The sequence below is a fragment of the Pseudoxanthomonas spadix genome, from assembly GCF_003703395.1.
Classification (GTDB): Bacteria; Pseudomonadota; Gammaproteobacteria; order Xanthomonadales; family Xanthomonadaceae; genus Pseudoxanthomonas_A; species Pseudoxanthomonas_A spadix.
In genome coordinates this window covers 123,975-143,222 of the sequence record NZ_RDQN01000002.1, presented here as the reverse complement: position 1 = coordinate 143,222, position 19,248 = coordinate 123,975, and the positions used below count along the sequence as shown (strand labels likewise).

17 protein-coding genes and 1 pseudogene are annotated in these 19,248 nt (G+C 66.5%); 12 read left to right on the top strand and 6 right to left on the bottom strand.

Features of this window, described 5'->3' with window-relative positions:
• Positions 1-13: 13 nt before the first annotated feature.
• The 6 genes from purD to prmA form a co-directional block, all read right to left on the bottom strand.
• Entirely contained in the window at positions 14-1,303 is a 1,290-nt protein-coding gene (gene purD / locus D9R12_RS03265; RefSeq protein ID WP_122227985.1) for a phosphoribosylamine--glycine ligase, read from the bottom strand.
• A gap of 74 nt (positions 1,304-1,377) precedes the next feature.
• Positions 1,378-2,451, bottom strand: coding sequence for a calcium/sodium antiporter (locus D9R12_RS03260; RefSeq protein ID WP_122227982.1), 1,074 nt, complete (start codon positions 2,449-2,451; stop codon positions 1,378-1,380).
• A 12-nt stretch (positions 2,452-2,463) separates the two neighbouring features.
• The gene (gene purH, locus D9R12_RS03255; protein ID WP_122227979.1) at positions 2,464-4,050 is read right to left on the bottom strand and encodes a bifunctional phosphoribosylaminoimidazolecarboxamide formyltransferase/IMP cyclohydrolase; all 1,587 of its coding nucleotides are present in this window, start codon (positions 4,048-4,050) and stop codon (positions 2,464-2,466) included.
• A gap of 233 nt (positions 4,051-4,283) precedes the next feature.
• Positions 4,284-4,556: a DNA-binding transcriptional regulator Fis gene (gene fis / locus D9R12_RS03250; protein WP_014161656.1), complete on the bottom strand. Its 273-nt coding sequence runs from the start codon at positions 4,554-4,556 to the stop codon at positions 4,284-4,286.
• A gap of 138 nt (positions 4,557-4,694) precedes the next feature.
• On the bottom strand, positions 4,695-5,405 hold the full coding sequence (locus D9R12_RS03245) for a DUF3426 domain-containing protein (protein ID WP_170159123.1): 711 nt from the start codon (positions 5,403-5,405) through the stop codon (positions 4,695-4,697).
• 330 nt (positions 5,406-5,735) lie between these two features.
• Positions 5,736-6,659: a 50S ribosomal protein L11 methyltransferase gene (gene prmA, locus D9R12_RS03240; protein ID WP_122227974.1), complete on the bottom strand. Its 924-nt coding sequence runs from the start codon at positions 6,657-6,659 to the stop codon at positions 5,736-5,738.
• 244 nt (positions 6,660-6,903) lie between these two features.
• On the opposite strand from prmA, the gene D9R12_RS03235 reads away from it, so the two are divergent.
• From D9R12_RS03235 to D9R12_RS03180, 12 genes and pseudogenes are all read left to right on the top strand, one after another.
• On the top strand, positions 6,904-7,548 hold the full coding sequence (locus D9R12_RS03235) for a transporter (RefSeq protein WP_170159122.1): 645 nt from the start codon (positions 6,904-6,906) through the stop codon (positions 7,546-7,548).
• Positions 7,549-7,650: 102 nt separating this feature from the next.
• Positions 7,651-8,337, top strand: coding sequence for an SDR family oxidoreductase (locus tag D9R12_RS03230; RefSeq protein WP_244919622.1), 687 nt, complete (start codon positions 7,651-7,653; stop codon positions 8,335-8,337).
• 189 nt (positions 8,338-8,526) lie between these two features.
• Positions 8,527-8,710, top strand: a pseudogene (locus D9R12_RS03225) (3,4-dihydroxy-2-butanone-4-phosphate synthase); the annotation flags it as partial.
• A 124-nt stretch (positions 8,711-8,834) separates the two neighbouring features.
• Complete coding sequence (locus D9R12_RS03220) at positions 8,835-9,083, top strand: type II toxin -antitoxin system TacA 1-like antitoxin (protein WP_014161650.1); 249 nt, start codon at positions 8,835-8,837, stop codon at positions 9,081-9,083.
• Entirely contained in the window at positions 9,073-9,513 is a 441-nt protein-coding gene (locus D9R12_RS03215) for a type II toxin-antitoxin system VapC family toxin (RefSeq protein WP_122227968.1), read from the top strand. Before D9R12_RS03220 ends, D9R12_RS03215 begins: the two co-directional genes overlap by 11 nt.
• An 81-nt stretch (positions 9,514-9,594) precedes the next feature.
• On the top strand, positions 9,595-9,837 hold the full coding sequence (locus D9R12_RS03210) for a hypothetical protein (protein ID WP_122227965.1): 243 nt from the start codon (positions 9,595-9,597) through the stop codon (positions 9,835-9,837).
• Positions 9,838-9,982: 145 nt separating this feature from the next.
• On the top strand, positions 9,983-10,372 hold the full coding sequence (locus D9R12_RS03205; protein WP_122227962.1) for a hypothetical protein: 390 nt from the start codon (positions 9,983-9,985) through the stop codon (positions 10,370-10,372).
• A 730-nt stretch (positions 10,373-11,102) separates the two neighbouring features.
• Complete coding sequence (gene kdpA, locus D9R12_RS03200) at positions 11,103-12,812, top strand: potassium-transporting ATPase subunit KdpA (RefSeq protein ID WP_122227959.1); 1,710 nt, start codon at positions 11,103-11,105, stop codon at positions 12,810-12,812.
• Positions 12,813-12,822: 10 nt separating this feature from the next.
• On the top strand, positions 12,823-14,862 hold the full coding sequence (kdpB, locus tag D9R12_RS03195) for a potassium-transporting ATPase subunit KdpB (RefSeq protein ID WP_122227957.1): 2,040 nt from the start codon (positions 12,823-12,825) through the stop codon (positions 14,860-14,862).
• 10 nt (positions 14,863-14,872) lie between these two features.
• A complete protein-coding gene (kdpC, locus tag D9R12_RS03190; RefSeq protein WP_122227954.1) occupies positions 14,873-15,532 on the top strand; it encodes a potassium-transporting ATPase subunit KdpC in 660 nt (219 codons plus the stop codon).
• 167 nt (positions 15,533-15,699) lie between these two features.
• On the top strand, positions 15,700-18,441 hold the full coding sequence (locus D9R12_RS03185) for a sensor histidine kinase (protein ID WP_122227951.1): 2,742 nt from the start codon (positions 15,700-15,702) through the stop codon (positions 18,439-18,441).
• A complete protein-coding gene (locus D9R12_RS03180) occupies positions 18,425-19,156 on the top strand; it encodes a response regulator (RefSeq protein ID WP_122227948.1) in 732 nt (243 codons plus the stop codon). The genes D9R12_RS03185 and D9R12_RS03180 overlap by 17 nt, the downstream gene beginning before the upstream one ends.
• Positions 19,157-19,248: the final 92 nt, after the last annotated feature.

Sequence of the window (19,248 nt, the reverse complement as noted above, 5' to 3'; positions counted from 1 at the left end):
TCCCGGCCGTCGCTCACCGGCCCTGCTCGCGGGCGATGGCGCGCCAGCCGATGTCGCGGCGGTGGAAGGCGTGTTCCCAGGCGATCACATCGACCCCGGCATAGGCGTTGGCCTGCGCCTGGGCCACGCTGTCACCCAGCGCCGTCACGCACAGCACGCGGCCGCCGGCGCTGATGACCTCGCCGCGGGCGTTCAAGGCCGTGCCGGCGTGGAAGACCTTGGCCGTCTCCGGGACCTGGTCCAGGCCGGTGATGACCTCGCCGGTGACCGGCGTGTCCGGGTACGGCGCCGCGGCGATCACCACGCCCAGCGCCGGACGCGGATCCCACCGGGCCTGTACCGCGTCGAGCCTGCCGTCGATCGCCGCCTCGAGCAGCTCGACCAGGTCCGACTGCAGGCGCAGCATCACCGGCTGGGTTTCCGGATCGCCGAAGCGCACGTTGAACTCGATCACCTTCGGCGCGCCGCTGGCATCGATCATCAGCCCGGCGTAGAGGAAGCCGGTGAACGGCACGCCGTCGGCAAGCATGCCCTGCACGGTCGGATCGACCACCTCGCGCATGATCCGCGCATGCACCTCGGGGCTGACCACCGGCGCCGGCGAATAGGCGCCCATTCCGCCGGTATTGGGTCCGGTGTCGCCATCGCCGACGCGCTTGTGGTCCTGGCTGGTGGCCATCGGCAGCGCGTGGTGGCCATCGACCATCGAGATGAAGCTGGCCTCCTCGCCTTGCAGGAATTCCTCGATCACCACCCGCGCGCCGGCATCGCCGAAGGCATTGCCCGAGAGCATGTCGCGCACCGCCGCTTCGGCTTCGGCCAGGGTCATCGCCACGATCACGCCCTTGCCCGCGGCCAGGCCGTCGGCCTTGACCACGATCGGCGCGCCCTTGTCGCGAAGGTAGGCCAGCGCGGCATCGACCTCGGTGTGGACCTGGTAGAACGCGGTCGGGATGCGGTGGCGGCTGAGGAACTCCTTGGCGAAGGCCTTGCTGCCTTCCAGCCGTGCCGCGGCGGCGCTCGGTCCGAAGATGCGCAGGCCGGCGGCGCGAAAGGCATCGACCACGCCCAGCACCAGCGGCACTTCCGGGCCGACCACGGTCAGCTCCACGCCTTCGTCCTGGGCAAGCTTGAGCAGTCCGGCGATGTCGGTGATCTGGACCGGGACGTTGCGGCAGTTCGCCTCGGTCGCGGTACCGGCATTGCCGGGCGCGACCAGCACTTCGGTCACGCGCCGGGACTGGGCCAGCTTCCAGGCCAGCGCGTGCTCGCGGCCGCCGGCACCGATGACGAGGATTTTCAAAGGATCGCTTCCGCCGAGGTGGCTGATGATTCTAGCGGCCGCCGGCCGCACCGGACCGCCAAGGGTGCCGACTCCTAGCGCCGGCCTGCACGACGTTCTGCGCGCAGCGCGCGAATGGCCGCCAGGCCAAGGGTCAGCGCTGTCAGCGGCACCACGAACAGCATCATGACGCTGCTGAGGGCCGGCAGCGCCGGGTGCCCGATTGCGCTCAGCACCAGGAAGGCGATGTAGGCGATGTAGTAACCCAGAAACAGCGCGCCCTCGCGGCGGCCGATGCGGTGGCCGGTAAAGAAAATCGGCAGGCATGCCACGGCCACGGCGGTCATTACCGGCAGGTCGAAATGCACTGCAGCCTCGCTCACCGCAAGCCCCCCCGGAGAGATCGCCACCACGCTTCCCAGGACCAGCATGAGATTGAACAGGTTGCTGCCGACGATGTTGCCCACCGCCATGTCGCTTTGGCCGCGGCGCACCGCGGCCAGGGTGGCCGCGATCTCCGGCAGTGAGGTGCCCACGGCCACCACGGTCAAGCCAATCACCAGTTCACTCACGCCCAGGGCCTGGGCGATGCTCACCGCGCCATCCACCAGCCACTGCGCCCCCAGCGCCAGCAGACAAAGCCCCAGCAGCAGCCACAGGACATTGCGCCAGCGCGGCGAAGACGCCGGTTCGGGGGCCTCGACGGACCGGGCCATGGCCGCTCCTTCACGGCGTCCCAGCACGACCTGCAGGCAGGTATAGGTCAGGCTTCCCAGCAGCAGGGCGGCGCCCAGCCACCGCTCCAGATGTCCATCCAGCGCCAGCAGCGTGACCAGCAGCGATAGCGCCACCATGACCGGGACATCCAGCCATACCAGCCGGCGGGTCACCACCAGCGGCGCGACCAGCGCCGCCAGCCCCAGGATCAGCAGCACGTTGGCGATGTTGCTGCCCATGACGTTGCCGAGCACGATGTCCGGCTGACCATCCAGCGCCGCGCCGATACCGATGGCCAGCTCCGGCGCGCTGGTACCGTAGGACACCACGGTCAGGCCGACCACCAGCGGCGAGATCCCCAGGGACACGGCCAGCTGCGAGGCGCCCCTCACCAGCAATTCGGCACCGGCCAGCAGCAGGACCAGGCCGGCGATCAGCAGCACCAAGGTCATCGGGACCGCCGATCAGTGCCGGAAATGACGCACGCCGGTGAACACCATCGCAATGCCGTGCTCGTCCGCAGCAGCGATCACCTCGCCGTCGCGCATCGAGCCGCCCGGCTGGATCACCGCGGTGATGCCGGCCGCAGCCGCCGCATCGATGCCATCGCGGAACGGGAAGAACGCATCGGAGGCCATCACCGAACCGGGCACCTGCAGGTGCGCGTCGGCGGCCTTGATCCCGGCGATGCGGGCCGAGTACACCCGGCTCATCTGGCCGGCGCCCACCCCGATCGTGCGGCTGTCCCTGGCGTAGACGATCGCGTTGGACTTGACGAACTTGGCCACCTTCCAGGCGAACAGCAGGTCGGCAAACTGTGCCTCGGTTGGCGCCAGCTTCGTGGCGACCTTCAGTTCCTCGCGCGTGACCACGCGGTCATCGGCGGTCTGCATCAGCAGGCCCGAGTTGATGCGCTTGCTGTCGATGAAATGCGGTGAGGGCGGCGCCAGCGGGATACGCAGCACGCGCACGTTGGCCTTCTTCTTCGCGTATTGGAGCGCGCCTTGGTCATAGTCCGGGGCGATCAGCACCTCGACGAACTGGCGATCCAGGATCACCTTGGCCGTGGCCGCATCCAGGGTGCGGTTGAAGGCGATGATGCCGCCGAAGGCGCTGGTCGGATCGGTCGCATACGCCAGCTCATAGGCATCGCCGCAGGCCACCGCGACCGCCACCCCGCACGGGTTGGCGTGCTTGACGATCACGCAGGCCGGCGCCTCGAACTGGCGCACGCATTCCCAGGCTGCATCGGCGTCGGCGATGTTGTTGTAGCTCAGTTCCTTGCCCTGCAGCTGGGTGAAGGTGGCCAGCGAACCGGGGGCGGGGTGGAGGTCTCGGTAGAACGCGGCCTGCTGGTGCGGGTTCTCGCCATAGCGCAGGTCCATGACCTTGATGAAGCTGCCGTTGGCCTGCGCCGGGAACGTGCTGCGCACCGGTACGCCTTGCGTGGTGTCGATCACCGCCGACAGGTAGTTGCTGATCGCCGCGTCGTACTGGGCCACGCGGTTGAACGCAGCCACCGACAGCGCAAAGCGGCTGGCCGCCGAGAGCTGGCCGTCGTTGGCGTCCAGTTCGGCCAGCAGTGCAGGGTACTGGTCCGGCGAGGTGGCCACCGCCACCCGGGCGAAGTTCTTGGCCGCGCTGCGCAGCATCGCCGGGCCACCGATGTCGATGTTTTCCACGGCGTCTTCCAGCGTGCAGTCGGCCCTGGCGGTGACCGACTCGAACGGATACAGGTTCAGCACCAGCAGGTCGATCGGGGCGATGCCGTGCCGGGCCATCACCGCATCATCGGTGCCGGCGCGGCCGAGCAGGCCGCCGTGCACCAGCGGATGCAGGGTCTTGACCCGGCCATCCATCATTTCCGGAAAGCCGGTGACCTCGGAGACGTCCTTCACCGCCAGGCCCGCCTCGCGAATCGCCCTGGCGGTGCCGCCGGTGGAGAGCAGCTCGACGTTGCGCGCGGCCAGGGCGCGGGCCAGCTCGATCAGGCCGGTCTTGTCGGAAACGGACAGCAGAGCCCGGCGCACGGGCAGAAAGTCGGAGGACATCGGTGTGGGCTGGCTGGGAAGCGACGCGGGGGCGGTATTGTAGGCCCCAGTGCCCGCAAGACGGGCTGGAGAGGTTGCAGCGAGCCGATCAGCGCATTGGAAGGGGTCGGCGCGCGCTGCCGCGCCCGGCCCTGCGCGAGCGTTGCCGGGTGAGGCCAGGCTGCTGCGTGGGTGACGCGACGCCGGTGCTGCCGGGCGATGCGAAGTGCCGATCGCTGATGGCCGAACCAGGCTCAGACCAGCCCGTAATCCTTGAGCTTCTTGCGCAGTGTGGCGCGATGGATCCCCAGCAGGGCCGCGGCGCGGCTCTGGTTGCCTTCGCAGTGGTTCAACACTTCGACGAACAAGGGGATTTCCATCTCGCGCAGGACGATCTCGTACACGTCATTGGTAGCGCAGCCGTTGAGGTCGCGCAGATAGCGGCGCACGGACTGGGCAACGTGTTCGCGCAGCGGCGACTTGGGCGTACCACGACTGGCGTCCTGGCGGGTCGATGCTGCGTTCAAGGCGTCCCCGGGGTGTCGATGCGGCGAGAAGAAGCCCCCGGCCGCTGATCGAACGCGCGGGGGCCGATCGTGGCGGGGGGGAGCGAGTCTAGCGCGTGGCAGGCAGCCGCGCATCCTCCGAAGGCAGATGCGCCGCGTTCAGCGAAAATCGAAGGCAAACGCCACCGCCCCGCCCGGCGGCTCGCGCACCTGCACCGTCATCTGTGCGCTCTGGCCCGGCGCCAGGGTGGTCTGGCGCAGGTCAGGCTCCAGATAGTCCTTTGGCAGCAGCACCCGCCCCCCCAGGGTGCGGCCATCGGCATCGGACAGGGACACCGCGATCGCCGGCCACTGCTGCGGCCACCGCGCATCATTGCGGAAGCTGGCGTGCACCTGCAGCACGCCGGCCGCGCCCGGCAGCGGGCGCACCTCGCGCGCCAGCATCGTGTAGGCCTGCGGCTGGTGCCATGCCGGCAGGCTGCAGCGCAGCACTGCGCAGGTGCGTTCCAGCAGCGGGCGCCAGCGTGCATCCTGGGCCAGGCGCGCGCGATCGGCGACGAGCATCTGCACGCCCAGCGCGGCCACCAGCAGCGCCAGCACGGTCCACTGCCAGCCCGGCACGCGCCGTGCCTGCGATCTTGGCACGACGCCGATGAAGCTGGGCGTGCGGTCTTCGGCGTGTGGGTCGAGGTCGGCTTCGGTCGATGCGGCCGCCCGGGCATCGGCAGCGGCGTGCGCGGCTTGACCCGGCACGGTCGCTGCAGACGATGCACCTGCATCGTGCAGGACGTGCGTGCCGTCGGTGCGTGCCGGCGCGGCGGCATCGCGTGGCGGTGGCAGTGCCGGCGCCTGCGACCGGTCCGGTTCCATCGTCGAAGTGGTCTGTGGCACACAAGCCCCGTTGGCTGTCTTGGGTTGCGCCTGCGGCCCGGGGGACGCCGCAGCAGGGTCGATCAATATCGGGTTGTAACGGGCCGCTGGCGCCGCCTGAGTTGCGCCCGGCGCGCCGGGCCGCAGGAAACTGGCCAGGCTCGGTCCGCCCGGGCGGGGATCGCCGCTGGCCGCGCCGCAATGCGGACACCGCGCCGGGGGCAACCCGCTGGCCGGGTCGCTCGGCAGCGCATGCTGGCAATGCGGGCAGTCGGGCATCGGCGTATTCAAGCATGAACGCGCACGTGCGCGCTGCCGGCCGCGGCCGATTCAGTCGGCGCGGCGCACGCCGTCGATCCGGATCCAGTCCTCCTGGCCGGTGGCAACCAGTTCATCGAACCAGGCCGCGTAGCGTTGCAGAAGCGCATCTTCCTGCCCGTGCAGGATGCCGCTCAGGGCGATGCGTCCGCCCGGGGCCACGCGCGCGGCCAGGGTCTGGGCCAGCGCATCCAGGGCCGAGGCCAGGATGTTGGCCACCACCACCGGATAGGTGCGCACTGGCTCGGCGGCCGGCAGGAACACCTGCAGGCGGTCTTCCACGCCATTGCGCGCGGCGTTGTCGCTGGTGGCCAGCAGCGCCTGCGGATCGTTGTCCACGCCAACCGCCTGCGCCGCGCCCAGCTTCAGTGCAGCCAGGGCCAGGATCCCCGAGCCGCAGCCGAAATCCAGCACGGCTTGGCCTTGCAGAACGCCGGTTTCGGCCAGGCCGTCCAGCCAGGTCAGGCACAGGGCGGTGGTCGGATGGGTGCCCGAGCCGAACGCCAGGCCCGGGTCCAGCCGCACCACCGCGGCCTGCGCGGTCCGGGCCTCGGCCGGGATGTCGTGGTTCCAGGGCACGATGAAGGTGCGCGCGCCGAACCGCATCGGTGCGAACTGGTCGATCCAGGCCCGTTCCCAGTCCTGGTCCTGCACGCCGCGGAAGCTCGCGCCGGTCCAGTCCAGCTCCGGGTCGAAGGCCTCCAGCGCGGCCAGCAATACCAGCGCATCGGCCTGGGCCGGGAACAGCGCGCTCAGCACCAGCGCGTTCCACAACGGGGTCTGGCCCACGCCCGGCTCCAGGATCGCGCGTTCGTTGCTGCTCTGGGCATCGGCATCGACCAGGGTCACCGCCAGCGCGCCGACGTCCTCCAGCGCGCGTTCGTAGCGGGGCTGCTGGGCCTGGCTGCAGGCAATGGACAGTTCAAGGAAGGGCATGGCGCACTCGGGCCCGGCACGAAGATCGCCGGCATCAGGGCGCGCCACCTTACTCAAAGCCTTGCCGCCCTGCCAGCGCAAGTCGCTGCCGGATTGCGCGCGGAATTGGCGGCGCCGCGATAGCGGCCCATCGATTCGACGCGCCGCGCCATGCAGCCTGCACGCAGACGACGATCCGGGCCGGGTGTGGTGGCGGGCGCTGATGGCAGGCCCTGTCCGCAAGCAGTTCTCTGGTATCTGCCCGGTGAACATCGACAACTTTCCAGCCTTCACGCGCGTGCGAGCCCGAGCGCCGAGCGCAGCGCAGGCCGGGTCTTGCCCACCAGCCGGCGGTGGATGGAAACCGGCGCTGTACGCTCACGCTCCTGTTGGTGGCAGCGCTGGGGCCGCTGGCGCGGCGCTGGCTGCCGATGGGCAGCCGCGCGATTTCTTTCCCGCCCCGGCGGGGACACATGTGGGGATGCTCTACTATCTCCACGGTTCGTCCGACACCTTTTTGGACTCCAACGGCGACAAGGTTCCCGGATCCGGGCTTGACACCAATATCGGCATCGCTCGTTACGTTTATTTTTTCGATGTCGGGGACGCGCGCGCGGACATCAACGTGGTGCAGCCCTTCGGCGGTCTCAGCAACAGGTCGATCGGAGGCCAGCGCCTTGCCAGCGATGACTTCAGTCTGGGCGATACCTCGATCGTCGCCACGTCCTGGCCGATCAACGATCCGGAGCGCAACCGCTACTTCGCGGTGGCCACCTGGCTGACGCGGCCCACCGGCCACGACGACGCCAACGTGTCCGGCCTGGGCACAAACCGCTGGTCGGTGTCGGTGCAGCCTGCCTACTACTTCAACCTCGCCCCGCGATGGTATTTGTGGATCCCCGAAATCTAATATCGGGTGCGAGGGGCGCGGTGGATTACACCCAGCCAACAGGAGGCAGCAATGCTTGAACAAGAGACAGCAAGCCACGAAAGACATGGCGGCAGGATTGCCGTGGTGACGGCGGCAAGTTCGGGCATCGGGCTCGGCGCCGCCCGTGCCCTGGCCGCACGCGGTTGGTCGCTGGTGCTGATGTCGCGTTCGGAGAAGATCGAGGCGGTGGCGGCGGAACTGGGTGCGACTGGGCTGCGCGGTGACGTGACGAGCGAGAACGACATGGCGCGGCTGGTGGCAACGGCGCTGGAGCGCCACGGCCGGATCGATGGCGCAGTGATCAACACCGGCCATCCGCCCAAGGGCGAGATCCTTGAGATTGTCGATGAGGACTGGCACAAGGCGATGGAGATCATCCTGATGCCCACGGTCAGGGCGATGCGGCGCCTCGCGCCGGTTTTTGCCCGCCAGAAGTCGGGCGCGGCCGTGTCGATATCGACCTACGCAGCGCGCGAGCCCGAACTGACCTATCCGTTGTCGGCGGTGTTTCGGGCGGCACTGTCCGCTTTTCTCAAGCTCTGCGTGGCCCGTCACGGCGGCGAGGGCTGGCGAATCAATGCGGTGCTTCCCGGCTTCGTGGACAACTATCCGGCCAGTCCCGAAGTGCTGGCGAGGATTCCCCTGGGCCGTTACGCAGCAGTCGAGGCCGAGCTGGGCGCCACGATCGCGTTCCTGCTCTCCGAAGAAGCCGGATACATCACCGGCCAGGGCCTGCTTGTGGATGGCGGCCTGGTGCGGGCGCTCTGACAGGCACGGTGCGGTGGATGTCGCGAGCAACGCCGACAGACAGACCGCTATCGCGCCGGAATTGCCGAGGTGACTCGATGAGCACAATGATGAAAACTGCCTTGCCTGGACCTGCCAGAGTGCGAGCGCGTCCCGCCCACCACGCTTGACCGGGTGAAGGACGCGATCGCGGCGATCGCGCGGGGCGAGATGGTGATCGTGGTGGACGACGCCGACCGCGAGAACGAGGGGTGACCTGATCATGGCCGCTGACGCGGTCACTCCGGCCGACATCAACTTCATGGCCACGCAGGGGCGCGGGCTGGTCTGCGTATCGCTCTCGGCCGAGAGGCTGGAGCGGCTGGACCTGCCTCAGATGGTTCCCGGGAACACCGAGTACAGTGTGGACGATGACCCCGGCGGAGCGCCAAGCCTGCTCGCTGGCCTTCCGTCAACGCTTTACCCCGGCTGGCGATCCAGCTTCCGGTACGGTACGCTACCGTACAAGGAGGCCCGACATGACTGCCATTGCCGACCGTCTCGACCTGCGCCTGAGCGTCGAGGACAAGAACCGCCTGCGCCGCGCCGCCGAGCTGCACGGCCTGCCGGTGGCCACCTTTGTCCGCGAAGCCGCCCTGCGCGAGGCCGAGGCCACCATCGCCCATCCGCCCAAGGCCCGCCGAGGCAGCCTGGCTTCCCGTCTGCGCGGACGCGCGACGGCGCAGATGGGCACCGACGAGATCATGAAGCTGACCCGTGGCGCCTGATGCGCCCGCCGCGACGCCGGCCGCAGGCAGGCGCGTACTGGTGGACGCCAATGTCCTGCTGGACGTGCTGACGGACGATCCGGACTGGTACGAATGGTCGGCGGCGCAGCTCGATGCCTGCGCCGACGGGGCCGAGCTGTGCATCAACCCCATCATCTACGCCGAGGTTTCGGTCGGCTTCGAGCGCATCGAGGAGCTGGACGCCGCCCTGCCGGCCGATGCCTTCACCCGGCTGGAGCTGCCATGGGAAGCCGGCTTCCTTGCCGGCAAGGTCTTCCTGCAATACCGCCGCGCCAAGGGCGCACGGAGCTCGCCGCTGCCTGATTTCTACATCGGTGCGCATGCCGCCATCGACGACATGGCGCTGCTGACGCGGGACGCGAAGCGGTATCGCACCTACTATTCCAAGCTGGAAATTATCTGCCCGTGAGCCGGCTACCACGTCGCGCCACCGCACCAGGAATGAACCCGTGACCGATTTAAGCAAGCCCGAACGCAATTCGTCGAGCTGATGGCCGACCTGTTCCAGCTCGACGAGGCGCAGGCGCTGGACTTTGGCATCTACCGTGTGATCGGCTACCGCAACAACGCGGTGCGCGCCTTTCTTGGCGAAGTGCAAGCCAAGGGCGATCACAAGACACTGGTCGGCGGCAAGCTGCAGAAGATCCTGGACGCCACTTTCTCCACCAAGGATGCCGAACAGTCGGCGCAAATCGACGATCGCCTGCGTGAGCTGGAAGCGGACCTGGTCTGAGTCGCCATCTGACCGACGTGCAGCGAGAAGAAGCCCTTGCCGATGCCTACACGCGTCCCAAGCTGCGCGGCGACGTGGACGAGTACCGAAGCTTGCAGCAGCAACGCGACGCCTCCCAGCACGGTTCCGCTGGGCCACCGAGGACATGTACTACATCAAGTCAGGCGACATCTTCACCGACTTCCCGGTGCGGCTGGCGAACGGCGTACACATCGTGTTTGCGGTGGACGCCGACACCCTCAACGCCACACGCGCCGCGCTCAAGCCCAACGACAAGGCGCACTACCAGCTCAAGTCCGCGAAGAAGGACGGCGACGCCGTGCGCGTACTGCTGGAATACGCCAAGGGCGCGCGCACCAAGGCCCACGATAAGGCCATCGTCGCCAAAACCGGCGCGCAGGTCGAGACTGCGCGCGGCGCTGCGTCCAATCCTGGGCGGAACCGCCGGCGCCGCGAGCGGCAGAGCGCCTCGCCGGCACCCGGCTGGTGGTGGGTAGGCCACACCACAGGATGCGATGGAGAAGGAAATCGCTGAGTTCAAATCACGCGCCGCACTTGATTCTTGAGTCGATCGTGACCTGGACCATGCGCTGCTCGAAGTTTACGCATAATTTATGCACGCAGCATTTTCTAGAATGGAGAATTTACGGCTCATCACTGAATACTTGAGCACGGCTATTCGGGCATTCATTGGCCAAGCAAGAAATCATGCCTCTCAAGTTTATTCAGCCGACCGGAAAGGTCGTTGCAGCGGCTATCAGCAGTGGCCATCAGTGGGCTGCTGCTGGGAGTGGAACCAGCGTCCAGGTACAAGTCTTCGCCCGTGCGATGTTGACGTCGGGCCACCTCTGGCGCGGTTCTGCCCAGACGCGGGAAAAACCTGCCACCGCACTTGGTGCGACAGCTTCTGGATTGGGGTGGCAACTGCCCCTGCGTCAGACCAATGCGATGGTCAGCAAGACCGCGGGAGCCTGTGCGCTCGTTGGCGCGCCCTTCCCCTCGATGATCAGTGGCGTATCGAAAACACGTGGCGCTTTGTGTTCCGGACAGTGCGTATGCCGCTATGCGCACGGCTCGGTCGGCGCGCTCTGGGCCTTCCAGGTGCCCTTCCAGACCCGTTTGACGCTGCATGGTACCGACGCTAGCCAGGCGGCTATTTTCCCCCGGCATGGGAGACTCGCACGTCGAGTTCGCCGTCCAGACTTCTTTTTGACGGCGGGCGCGATGGCCGCAAGCCCCCTTGCACCAAGTGATGGAGTCCGATCATGACTGAGTTTTTTCTCGTATTCGCCCTGGCGATCGGCCTGGGCTGGCCGCTCGGTCGCTATCTGGCTGCGGTGATGCGCGGCGAGCCGATGCGTGGCGATGGGCTGTTCCTGTGGTTGGAACGGCCACTGTATGCACTGCTCGGCACCAACCCCCACAGGGGCATGAGCTGGCGCGGGTATGCGGGCGCCTTTTTGCTGAGCAATGGGGTGCTGGCCCTGGTCGTCTGGTTGATCCTGATGACCCAGGCGTGGCTGCCGCTCAATCCCAACGGTGCACCCAACATGAGCTGGGACCTGGCGCTGCACACCATGGTTTCCTTCCTGACCAACACCAACCAGCAGCACTACTCCGGGCAGGCCCAGCTTTCCTACCTCGCCCACATGATGGGCATCGTGACGCTGCAGGTCATCACGCCGATGATGGGACTGGCGCTTGTCGTGGCGACGCTGCGGGGGCTGTTCGGTGGGCGCAATGCGCAGGCGCGCAAGGCCGAGGGCCAGGATCAGACCCCGGTGGACGTTGGTAACTACTGGGCCGACGTGATCCGCCCCACGCTGCGCTTCATGCTGCCGCTGTGCCTGCTGTGGTCGGTACTGCTGACCAGCCAGGGAGTGCCGGCGACGTTGGATGGTGGGCCGGTGCTCGCGCCCGTCGATGCGACGGTTCAGATGAAGGAGCAGAAGATTCCGCTCGGGCCGGTGTCGCCCATGGTCGCCATCAAGCAACTCGGCACCAACGGCGGCGGATGGTACGGCCCCAACAGTTCGGTGCCACTGGAGAACCCGACGCCGCTGTCGAATCTGCTGGAAACGCTGGCGGTCATTCTGGTTCCGGTCGCTGTGATCTTCATGATCGGAGGCCTGACCGGACGCCGCAAGTTCGCCGCGCTCGTGCTCGGCACGATGCTGGTCATGTCGGTGGCGTCAGCAGGATTGGCCATCTGGTCCGAAGGGTTCTCCTCGACATCGCAGGACATCGCGTTGATGGAAGGCAAGGAGGTCCGCTTCGGCGCCGAGCCCTCCGCGTTGTGGGCCGCACTGACGACGCAGACATCCAATGGCTCTGTCAACGCCATGCACGATTCGCTCGCGCCGTTGACCGGCCTGGTCACAATCAGCGACATGCTGATCAACGCCATCTGGGGGGGCATCGGCAGTGGCTTGCAGCAGTTCATCGTCTATCTGCTGCTCGGCGTGTTCCTGGCCGGCTTGATGACCGGGCGCACCCCCGAACTGTTCGGTCGCAAGATCGAGGCGCCTGAAGTCAAGCTGCTCGCGGTCCTGGTGCTGTTGCAGCCGGTGATCCTGCTGAGCCTGACCGCCATCACGCTGTCGGTACCGAGCCTGACGGGGAACTCGAACCCTGGGTTCCATGCCATCAGCCAGGTGTTCTATGAATACGCATCGGCCTTTGCCAACAATGGCTCCGGCTTCGAGGGGCTGGGCGATGCCACCGTGTGGTGGAACCTGACCTGCAGCTTCGTCCTGGCCGCTGGCCGTTACCCTGCCCTCATCATTCCGCTGGCGATCGCAGCCATGCTCGCGCGCAAGCGGCAAGCACCGGAAAGCACGGGCAGCCTGCAGATCGAAACCCCCACCTTTGCGCTCACGCTGATCGCCGTCATCGTCATCCTGACGCTGCTTCAGTTCATGCCCGTGCTGGTGCTCGGCCCCGTGGCCGATCACCTGACCCTGGTCTCGCCTTGAGGAATAGACCATGAGCAATACGACCTCTCAAAAGTCTGCAGCTCGCGCCTCGCGCCCGGACGAGCACGGCTTTGTGCCCGCGCTGCTCAACGCCTTCATCAAACTGGCGCCGCAGCACATCATCAACAATCCGGTCATGGCCGTGGTCTGGCTGGGTACCTTGCTGACCGCGGCTGCCACCCTCGCAGGCTGGGCGCGGCCGGGCTTTGGCTGGGCCGTGACCGCAACCCTGCTGATCACCGTGCTGTTCAGCAACTTCGCCGAGGCGGTGGCCGAGTCGCGAGGACGTGGCCAGGCGGCCTCGCTGCGCCGTGCCCGCAAGGACTTGATGGCACGCCGGCTCGACAAATCGGTGGGCGAAAAGACCGTGCCCGCCGCAGAACTGCGTCCCGGCGATCTCGTTGTGGTTGAAGAAGGACAACTGATACCGGCCGATGGCGAGATCGTCGAAGGTTTGGCCACCATCAACGAAGCTGCCGTAACAGGCGAATCCGCACCCGTGCTGCGCGAGGCCGGCACCGACCGATCCGGCGTGATCGGCGGCACCAAGGTGCTGTCCGACCGCATCGTCGTTCGCATCACCGCCGAGCCCGGCAACAGCTTCCTCGATCGCATGATTGCCCTGGTGGAGGGCTCCAACCGGCAGAAGACGCCCAATGAGATCGCCCTGGGCATCCTGCTGGGTGTGATGACGCTGACCTTCCTGCTCGTGGTTGTGACCTTGCCCTTCATCGGTGGATTCGTCGGTGTCGAGATCAACGTGGTGTTGCTGGTCGCCCTGCTGGTGTGTCTGATCCCGACCACCATCGGCGGGCTGCTGCCGGCGATCGGCATCGCCGGCATGAACCGCGCGCTGCAGGCCAACATACTGGCCAAGTCCGGCAAGGCGGTGGAGGTGGCCGGCGACGTGGACGTCCTGCTGCTGGACAAGACTGGGACCATCACCTACGGCGACCGGCAGGCCACCGCGTTCCACCCACTGGCCGGAGTAGACGCTGCGCAATTGCGTCAGGCGGTCTTGCTGGCTTCGCTGGCGGATCCGACGCCGGAAGGAAAGTCCATCGTCAAGCTCGCGCGCGGCAAGGACGAGAAGCTGGATGAACCCGAGGGCGCGCACTTCGTGCCGTTCTCGGCGCACTCGCGCATGTCGGGGGTGGACCTTCCCGGAGGACGCATCATCCGCAAGGGGGCAATGGATGCGATTGTGCGGCACGTGCAAACGCTCGGTGGCGTCATCCCCGCGGAGCTGCAGGTGCGTGTCGCGGACGTGGCCCGCAAGGGCGCCACGCCGCTGGTGGTCAGCGACGGGGCGCACGCGCTGGGTGTCATCGAGTTGTCCGATGTCGTCAAGCATGGGCTCAAGGAGCGTTTCGCCCGCTTGCGTGCGATGGGTGTCAAGACTGTGATGATCACCGGCGACAACCCGCTCACGGCCGCGAACATCGCCGCCGAGGCCGGCGTCGATGATTACATCGCCGAGGCCCGGCCCGAAGACAAGCTCGCGCGCATCCGCGCCGAGCAGGCCGGTGGCCGGCTGGTGGCGATGGTGGGTGACGGCACCAATGATGCGCCAGCACTCGCCCAAGCCGATGTGGGGCTGGCGATGAACTCCGGCACCCAGGCGGCCAAGGAAGCCGGCAACATGGTCGATCTGGACAGTGATCCGGCCAAGTTGCTTGCGGTGGTGGAAATTGGCAAGCAACAGCTCATCACGCGCGGCGCGCTGACCACCTTCTCGCTGGCCAATGACGTTTCCAAGTATTTCGCCATCCTGCCGGCGCTGTTTGCCGCCACGATCCCGCAGATGGCAGCACTCAACGTCATGAGGCTGGCCAGCCCGACCAGCGCGGTGCTGTCGGCGTTGATCTTCAATGCCATCATCATTCCGCTGCTGATTCCTCTGGCGCTGCGCGGCGTGCGTTTCAAGCCATCGAGCGCGACGCAGCTGCTGCGCAACAACATGCTGGTCTACGGCGTCGGTGGCGTGGTGCTGCCCTTCGTCGCGATCAAGGCGATCGACGTCGTGATTTCCGCCCTGTTCTCTGTCTGAGGATTCGATCATGTCGATTCAAAACGCAAACACGATCGCCCCACCGCCTGACAGCGCGTCCCAGGGCATCTCCGACAAGGGTCTGCTGCGTGGCGCCATCGGCCTGGCGGCCATCTCGCTGGTCGGCTTCGGCCTGCTGTATTCGCTGGCCGGAGTCGGCCTGGGTCAGGCGCTGTTCCCGAGCAAGGCCAATGGCAGCCTGATCGAGCGCGATGGCAAGGTCGTGGGTTCGTCGCTGGTTGCACAGCCGTTTGCGGATGCGCGCTACTTCCAGCCGCGCCCGTCCGCGGCCGGTTACGATCCGATGGCGGTCGCCGGCAGCAATCAGGCTCGCACCAATCCCGACATGCGCAAGCGCATCGACCAAGCGCTCACGGGCGCGGCGCAGCGCAATGGCGTCGATCCCTCTGCCGTTGCGGGTGATCTGGTCACCCAATCCGGTGGCGGCATCGACCCGCACATCAGCCCGCAGGCGGCAGCCCTGCAGGCCGATCGCGTGGCGCGCGCCCGTGGGTTCGGGCGCGACCAGATCCAAGGTTTGATCGCCCGGCACACGGAAAACAAGCAGTTGGGTCTGCTGGGCCAGCCCCGGGTGAACGTGCTCGAACTGAATCTGGCACTGGATGACCTGGCTTCACCGGCCTCCGGGGCGCCTGCAGCCAAGCCGTGAGCACACACTTACTGTATATGAAGGCCGAGGGGGTTCTGCTCGACCGCCGGTCGCCGACAGGCTCCTGAAGGGCCCGCCGTGGCGCTGCGCTCATCGCGGCAGGAAACAAGACAAAGGGAGGAAGACAACGCCATGCGAACGACTGACGTCTGAGGATCCGGCCTGCCATGGGAGCCGAACGGACTGAACAAGCCGATGCCCTGCTGGGCGGACTCAAGCGCCAGGGCGCTGGGCGGCTGACGGTATTTCTGGGCGCTGCGCCCGGCGTGGGCAAGACCTACGCCATGCTGGCACGGGCGCGCGAGCTCCACCGCCAAGGGGTGGATGTGGTCATCGGCATCGTGGAAACCCATGGCCGTGGCGAGACCCAGACCATGGTCGAGGGATTGCCGGTGCTGCCGCGCAAGAAGGTGGACTACCAGGGCCGTCAGTTGGAGGAGATGGACCTGGATGCCTTGCTGGCGCGCAAGCCGGCCGTCGCCCTGGTCGATGAACTGGCCCATCGAAACGCCCCTGGAAGCCGCCATGAGCGGCGCTGGCAGGACGTGGAGGAATTGCTCGACGCCGGGATCGACGTCTATACGACGGTCAATATCCAGCACCTGGAAAGCGTGAACGACGTAGTGCATCAGATCACCGGCGTTCGGGTGAGCGAAACGGTGCCCGATGCCCTGTTCGAGCGACTGCGCGATATACGCCTGGTCGATCTGCCCGCACGCGAGCTGATCGAACGCCTGAACCAGGGCAAGGTGTATTTACCGGAGCAGGCCGCCCAGGCACTGCAGGCGTTCTTCTCGCCCTCCAATCTCACCGCGCTGCGCGAACTGGCGATGCAGACCGTCGCCGAACATGTCGATGTCGACTTGCGCGAGGAGCGCGCGGCCCGTGGGCTCGAAGGTATTTCCATCCAGCGTCATGTACTGATCGCCATCGACGGTCGGGGGCACTCGGAATATCTGGTGAGGGCCGGCGCCATGATCGCCAGGCGCCGCGGAGCGCCGTGGTCAGTGGTCACGGTGGAGACCGGGCGCCGGGCCGATGCCGCCTTGCATGCGGACGAGACGGATCGCGCGGCTCCAACGCTCAACAAAATGGCACGCGACGAACAGCGGCGTTTGATTGAGATTGACAGGGCGTTTGCATTGACGCGCAACCTGGGCGGCGAGACCGAAGTAATGCACAACACCGACGTCGCGCAGGCCCTGCTCGATGCAGCTGCAGCGCGTGGCGCCAGGTCGATCGTGATCGGCCGCACACGAGAGCGGCCCATCGCCCGCATCCTCAATCGCACGCTGACGCAGCAACTGCTGCAGCGAGGCGCACGCTACGAACTCACCATCATCGGCACACCGCAGGCTCGGCAACGCTTGCCGAGACTGCTCGACATCACGGGAGAACGCCCCACGTGGCGAGAGCTTGTGCTGATCCTGGTGGCCAGCCTCGGAGCCGTCGGTATGGCGGCGCTGGCTGAGCGCACCCTGGGTTTGCAGGATCTGTCGATGGTCTTTCTGGTGGCCGTCATGCTGGTGGCTTCGCGCACGCGCATGGCTTCGGCTGTCATTACCGCGATACTGTGTTTTCTCGCCTACAACTTCTTCTTCATCGAGCCACGGTACACGTTCCTGATCAGTGCCCATCGTGGGGTGGCCACCGTCGTGCTGTTTCTTGCTGCGGCCCTGATCGCTGGACGACTGGCCTCGCGGCTGCGCATGCAGGTGGTGGCATTGCGTGCGGCGAATACTCACGCTATGGCCATGCAGAATCTGGGGCGCCGCCTGGCCAAGGCTGCCGATCTCGGGCAGGTCATCGCGGCGGGGGCATCTGTCCTGCAATCGACCCTGCATGCCGAGGCATGGATCCGCATCAATGATCAATCCGGCCCCGCCACTTCTGCGGGCCATCTTGGCGAGAAGGATTTGACGGCTGCCGATTGGACGCAACAGCACGGCCAAGCCAGCGGTCGCTACACCGACACCTTGACTGGCTCTGCCTGGTGGTTCCTGCCCGTGTCATCGGACAAGGACACGCTGGGGGTGGTCGGGCTCAGATTCTCGCCGAACATGGGGCGCCTGTCGTTCGAGCAACGCCGCCTTGCCGAGAACATGGTGGAAGACATCGGCCAAGCCGCCTTGCGCACCCGCCTGGTATCCGAACTGGAGGTGGCGCGCGTCACCGGGGAGACAGAGCGACTGCGTTCAGCGTTGTTGTCTTCCGTATCGCACGACCTTCGCTCGCCCCTGTCGTCGATGATCGGTGCAGCGGACAGCCTGGCGCGCTATGGCAAGGACATGGGGCCAGAAGACCGGCAAAGCCTGCTGGAAACCATCCATGTGGAAGGCGAGCGCCTGGACCGTTACATCCAGAATCTCCTCGACATGACCCGGCTCGGACAGCAAGGACTGACGCTGACGCGCGACTGGATCGGTATCGACGAGCTGGTGGGCTCGGCGTCTCGCCGCTTGCAGCGCTATGAACCCGGCGTCCGCATCGAGTACGAGATCCCGCCGGACTTGCCGCCGATCCACGTTCACCCCGCGCTCATCGAGCAGGCTTTGTTCAATGTCATGGAGAACGCAGCGAAGTTCTCGCCCCCCGGAGAGCCCGTCCGGGTGCAGGTGCGGCGCACCGAGGACAATCGATTGCAGATCGACATTTCGGACCGTGGGCCGGGCATTCCAGAGCAGGAGCGGCGGCGTATTTTCGACATGTTCTACAGCGTGGAGCGCGGCGACCGGGGCAAGCAGGGAACCGGCCTGGGACTGACGATCGTCCAGGGCATCGTCGGCGCCCACATGGGCAGCGTCGAGGCGCTACCAGGCCCGCAAGGCCATGGAACCACCATTCGTCTGACCTTGCCCTGGAGCGAATACACAAATCAGGAGGCGAAAGAGAATGGGACTTCCCACTGAAACGACTCCGGGCGCAGCGGCCGCCCGCATCCTCATCATTGATGACGAACCCCAGATTCGCAAGTTCATCGACATTAGCCTGCGCTCGCAAGGCTATGCGACCCTGTTGGCCGCAACAGGCCAGCAGGGGCTGACGCTACTGGCCAGCAAGGGGGCCGACCTGGTCGTTCTTGATCTCGGGTTGCCGGATGAGGATGGAAAGGACGTGCTCAAGGAGCTTCGCCAGTGGTCGCGCGTGCCTGTCATCGTGCTGACCGTTCGCTCCAATGAGGACGAAAAGGTGGCAGTGCTCGACGCGGGGGCCAACGACTACGTGACCAAGCCCTTCGGCGTCGAGGAATTGATGGCGCGCATTCGCGCATTCCTGCGCACAGCAGCACGCGGTGCCGAGGATGGTCCGGTCTTCGACGATGGCGTGCTCAGGATTGACCTGGTGCGACGCGAGGTGCGTGTGCATGGACAGAGTGTCACGCTAGGGCGCAAGGAGTTTTCCCTATTGTCTCTGCTGGTCCAGCAACCGGGGCGATTGGTGACGCAGACGCAGATACTGCGGGAACTCTGGGGGCCAACGCATGAGGAGGACGCTCACTATTTGCGCATTCTTGTTGGCAAGTTGCGACACAAGCTCGGGGACGATGCGTCGGCGCCTCGTTATATTGCGACCGAACCAGGAGTTGGATTGAGGTTTGTCGCGAAGGAACGGCAAGTCGTCTAACCACAGCTGGCGCATCACCCGATCAAGCGAGCGAGTGCGGGCAAGTCCGTAAAAGTTGACCCTGACGCCCAGGTCACCCGGGTGGCCACACA

Excerpts from the sequence above, each read along its gene's own strand:
- kdpB (WP_122227957.1), top strand. The coding sequence starts at position 12,823 with ATGAGCAATACGACCTCTCAAAAGTCTGCAGCTCGCGCCTCGCGCCCG.
- prmA (WP_122227974.1), bottom strand. The coding sequence starts at position 6,659 with ATGCCCTTCCTTGAACTGTCCATTGCCTGCAGCCAGGCCCAGCAGCCC.
- D9R12_RS03180 (WP_122227948.1), top strand. The coding sequence starts at position 18,425 with ATGGGACTTCCCACTGAAACGACTCCGGGCGCAGCGGCCGCCCGCATC.
- D9R12_RS03260 (WP_122227982.1), bottom strand. The coding sequence starts at position 2,451 with ATGACCTTGGTGCTGCTGATCGCCGGCCTGGTCCTGCTGCTGGCCGGT.
- D9R12_RS03210 (WP_122227965.1), top strand. The coding sequence starts at position 9,595 with ATGGCCGACCTGTTCCAGCTCGACGAGGCGCAGGCGCTGGACTTTGGC.
- D9R12_RS03205 (WP_122227962.1), top strand. The coding sequence starts at position 9,983 with ATGTACTACATCAAGTCAGGCGACATCTTCACCGACTTCCCGGTGCGG.
- kdpA (WP_122227959.1), top strand. The coding sequence starts at position 11,103 with ATGACTGAGTTTTTTCTCGTATTCGCCCTGGCGATCGGCCTGGGCTGG.
- D9R12_RS03220 (WP_014161650.1), top strand. The coding sequence starts at position 8,835 with ATGACTGCCATTGCCGACCGTCTCGACCTGCGCCTGAGCGTCGAGGAC.
- D9R12_RS03185 (WP_122227951.1), top strand. The coding sequence starts at position 15,700 with ATGGGAGCCGAACGGACTGAACAAGCCGATGCCCTGCTGGGCGGACTC.
- purH (WP_122227979.1), bottom strand. The coding sequence starts at position 4,050 with ATGTCCTCCGACTTTCTGCCCGTGCGCCGGGCTCTGCTGTCCGTTTCC.
- kdpC (WP_122227954.1), top strand. The coding sequence starts at position 14,873 with ATGTCGATTCAAAACGCAAACACGATCGCCCCACCGCCTGACAGCGCG.
- D9R12_RS03245 (WP_170159123.1), bottom strand. The coding sequence starts at position 5,405 with ATGGAACCGGACCGGTCGCAGGCGCCGGCACTGCCACCGCCACGCGAT.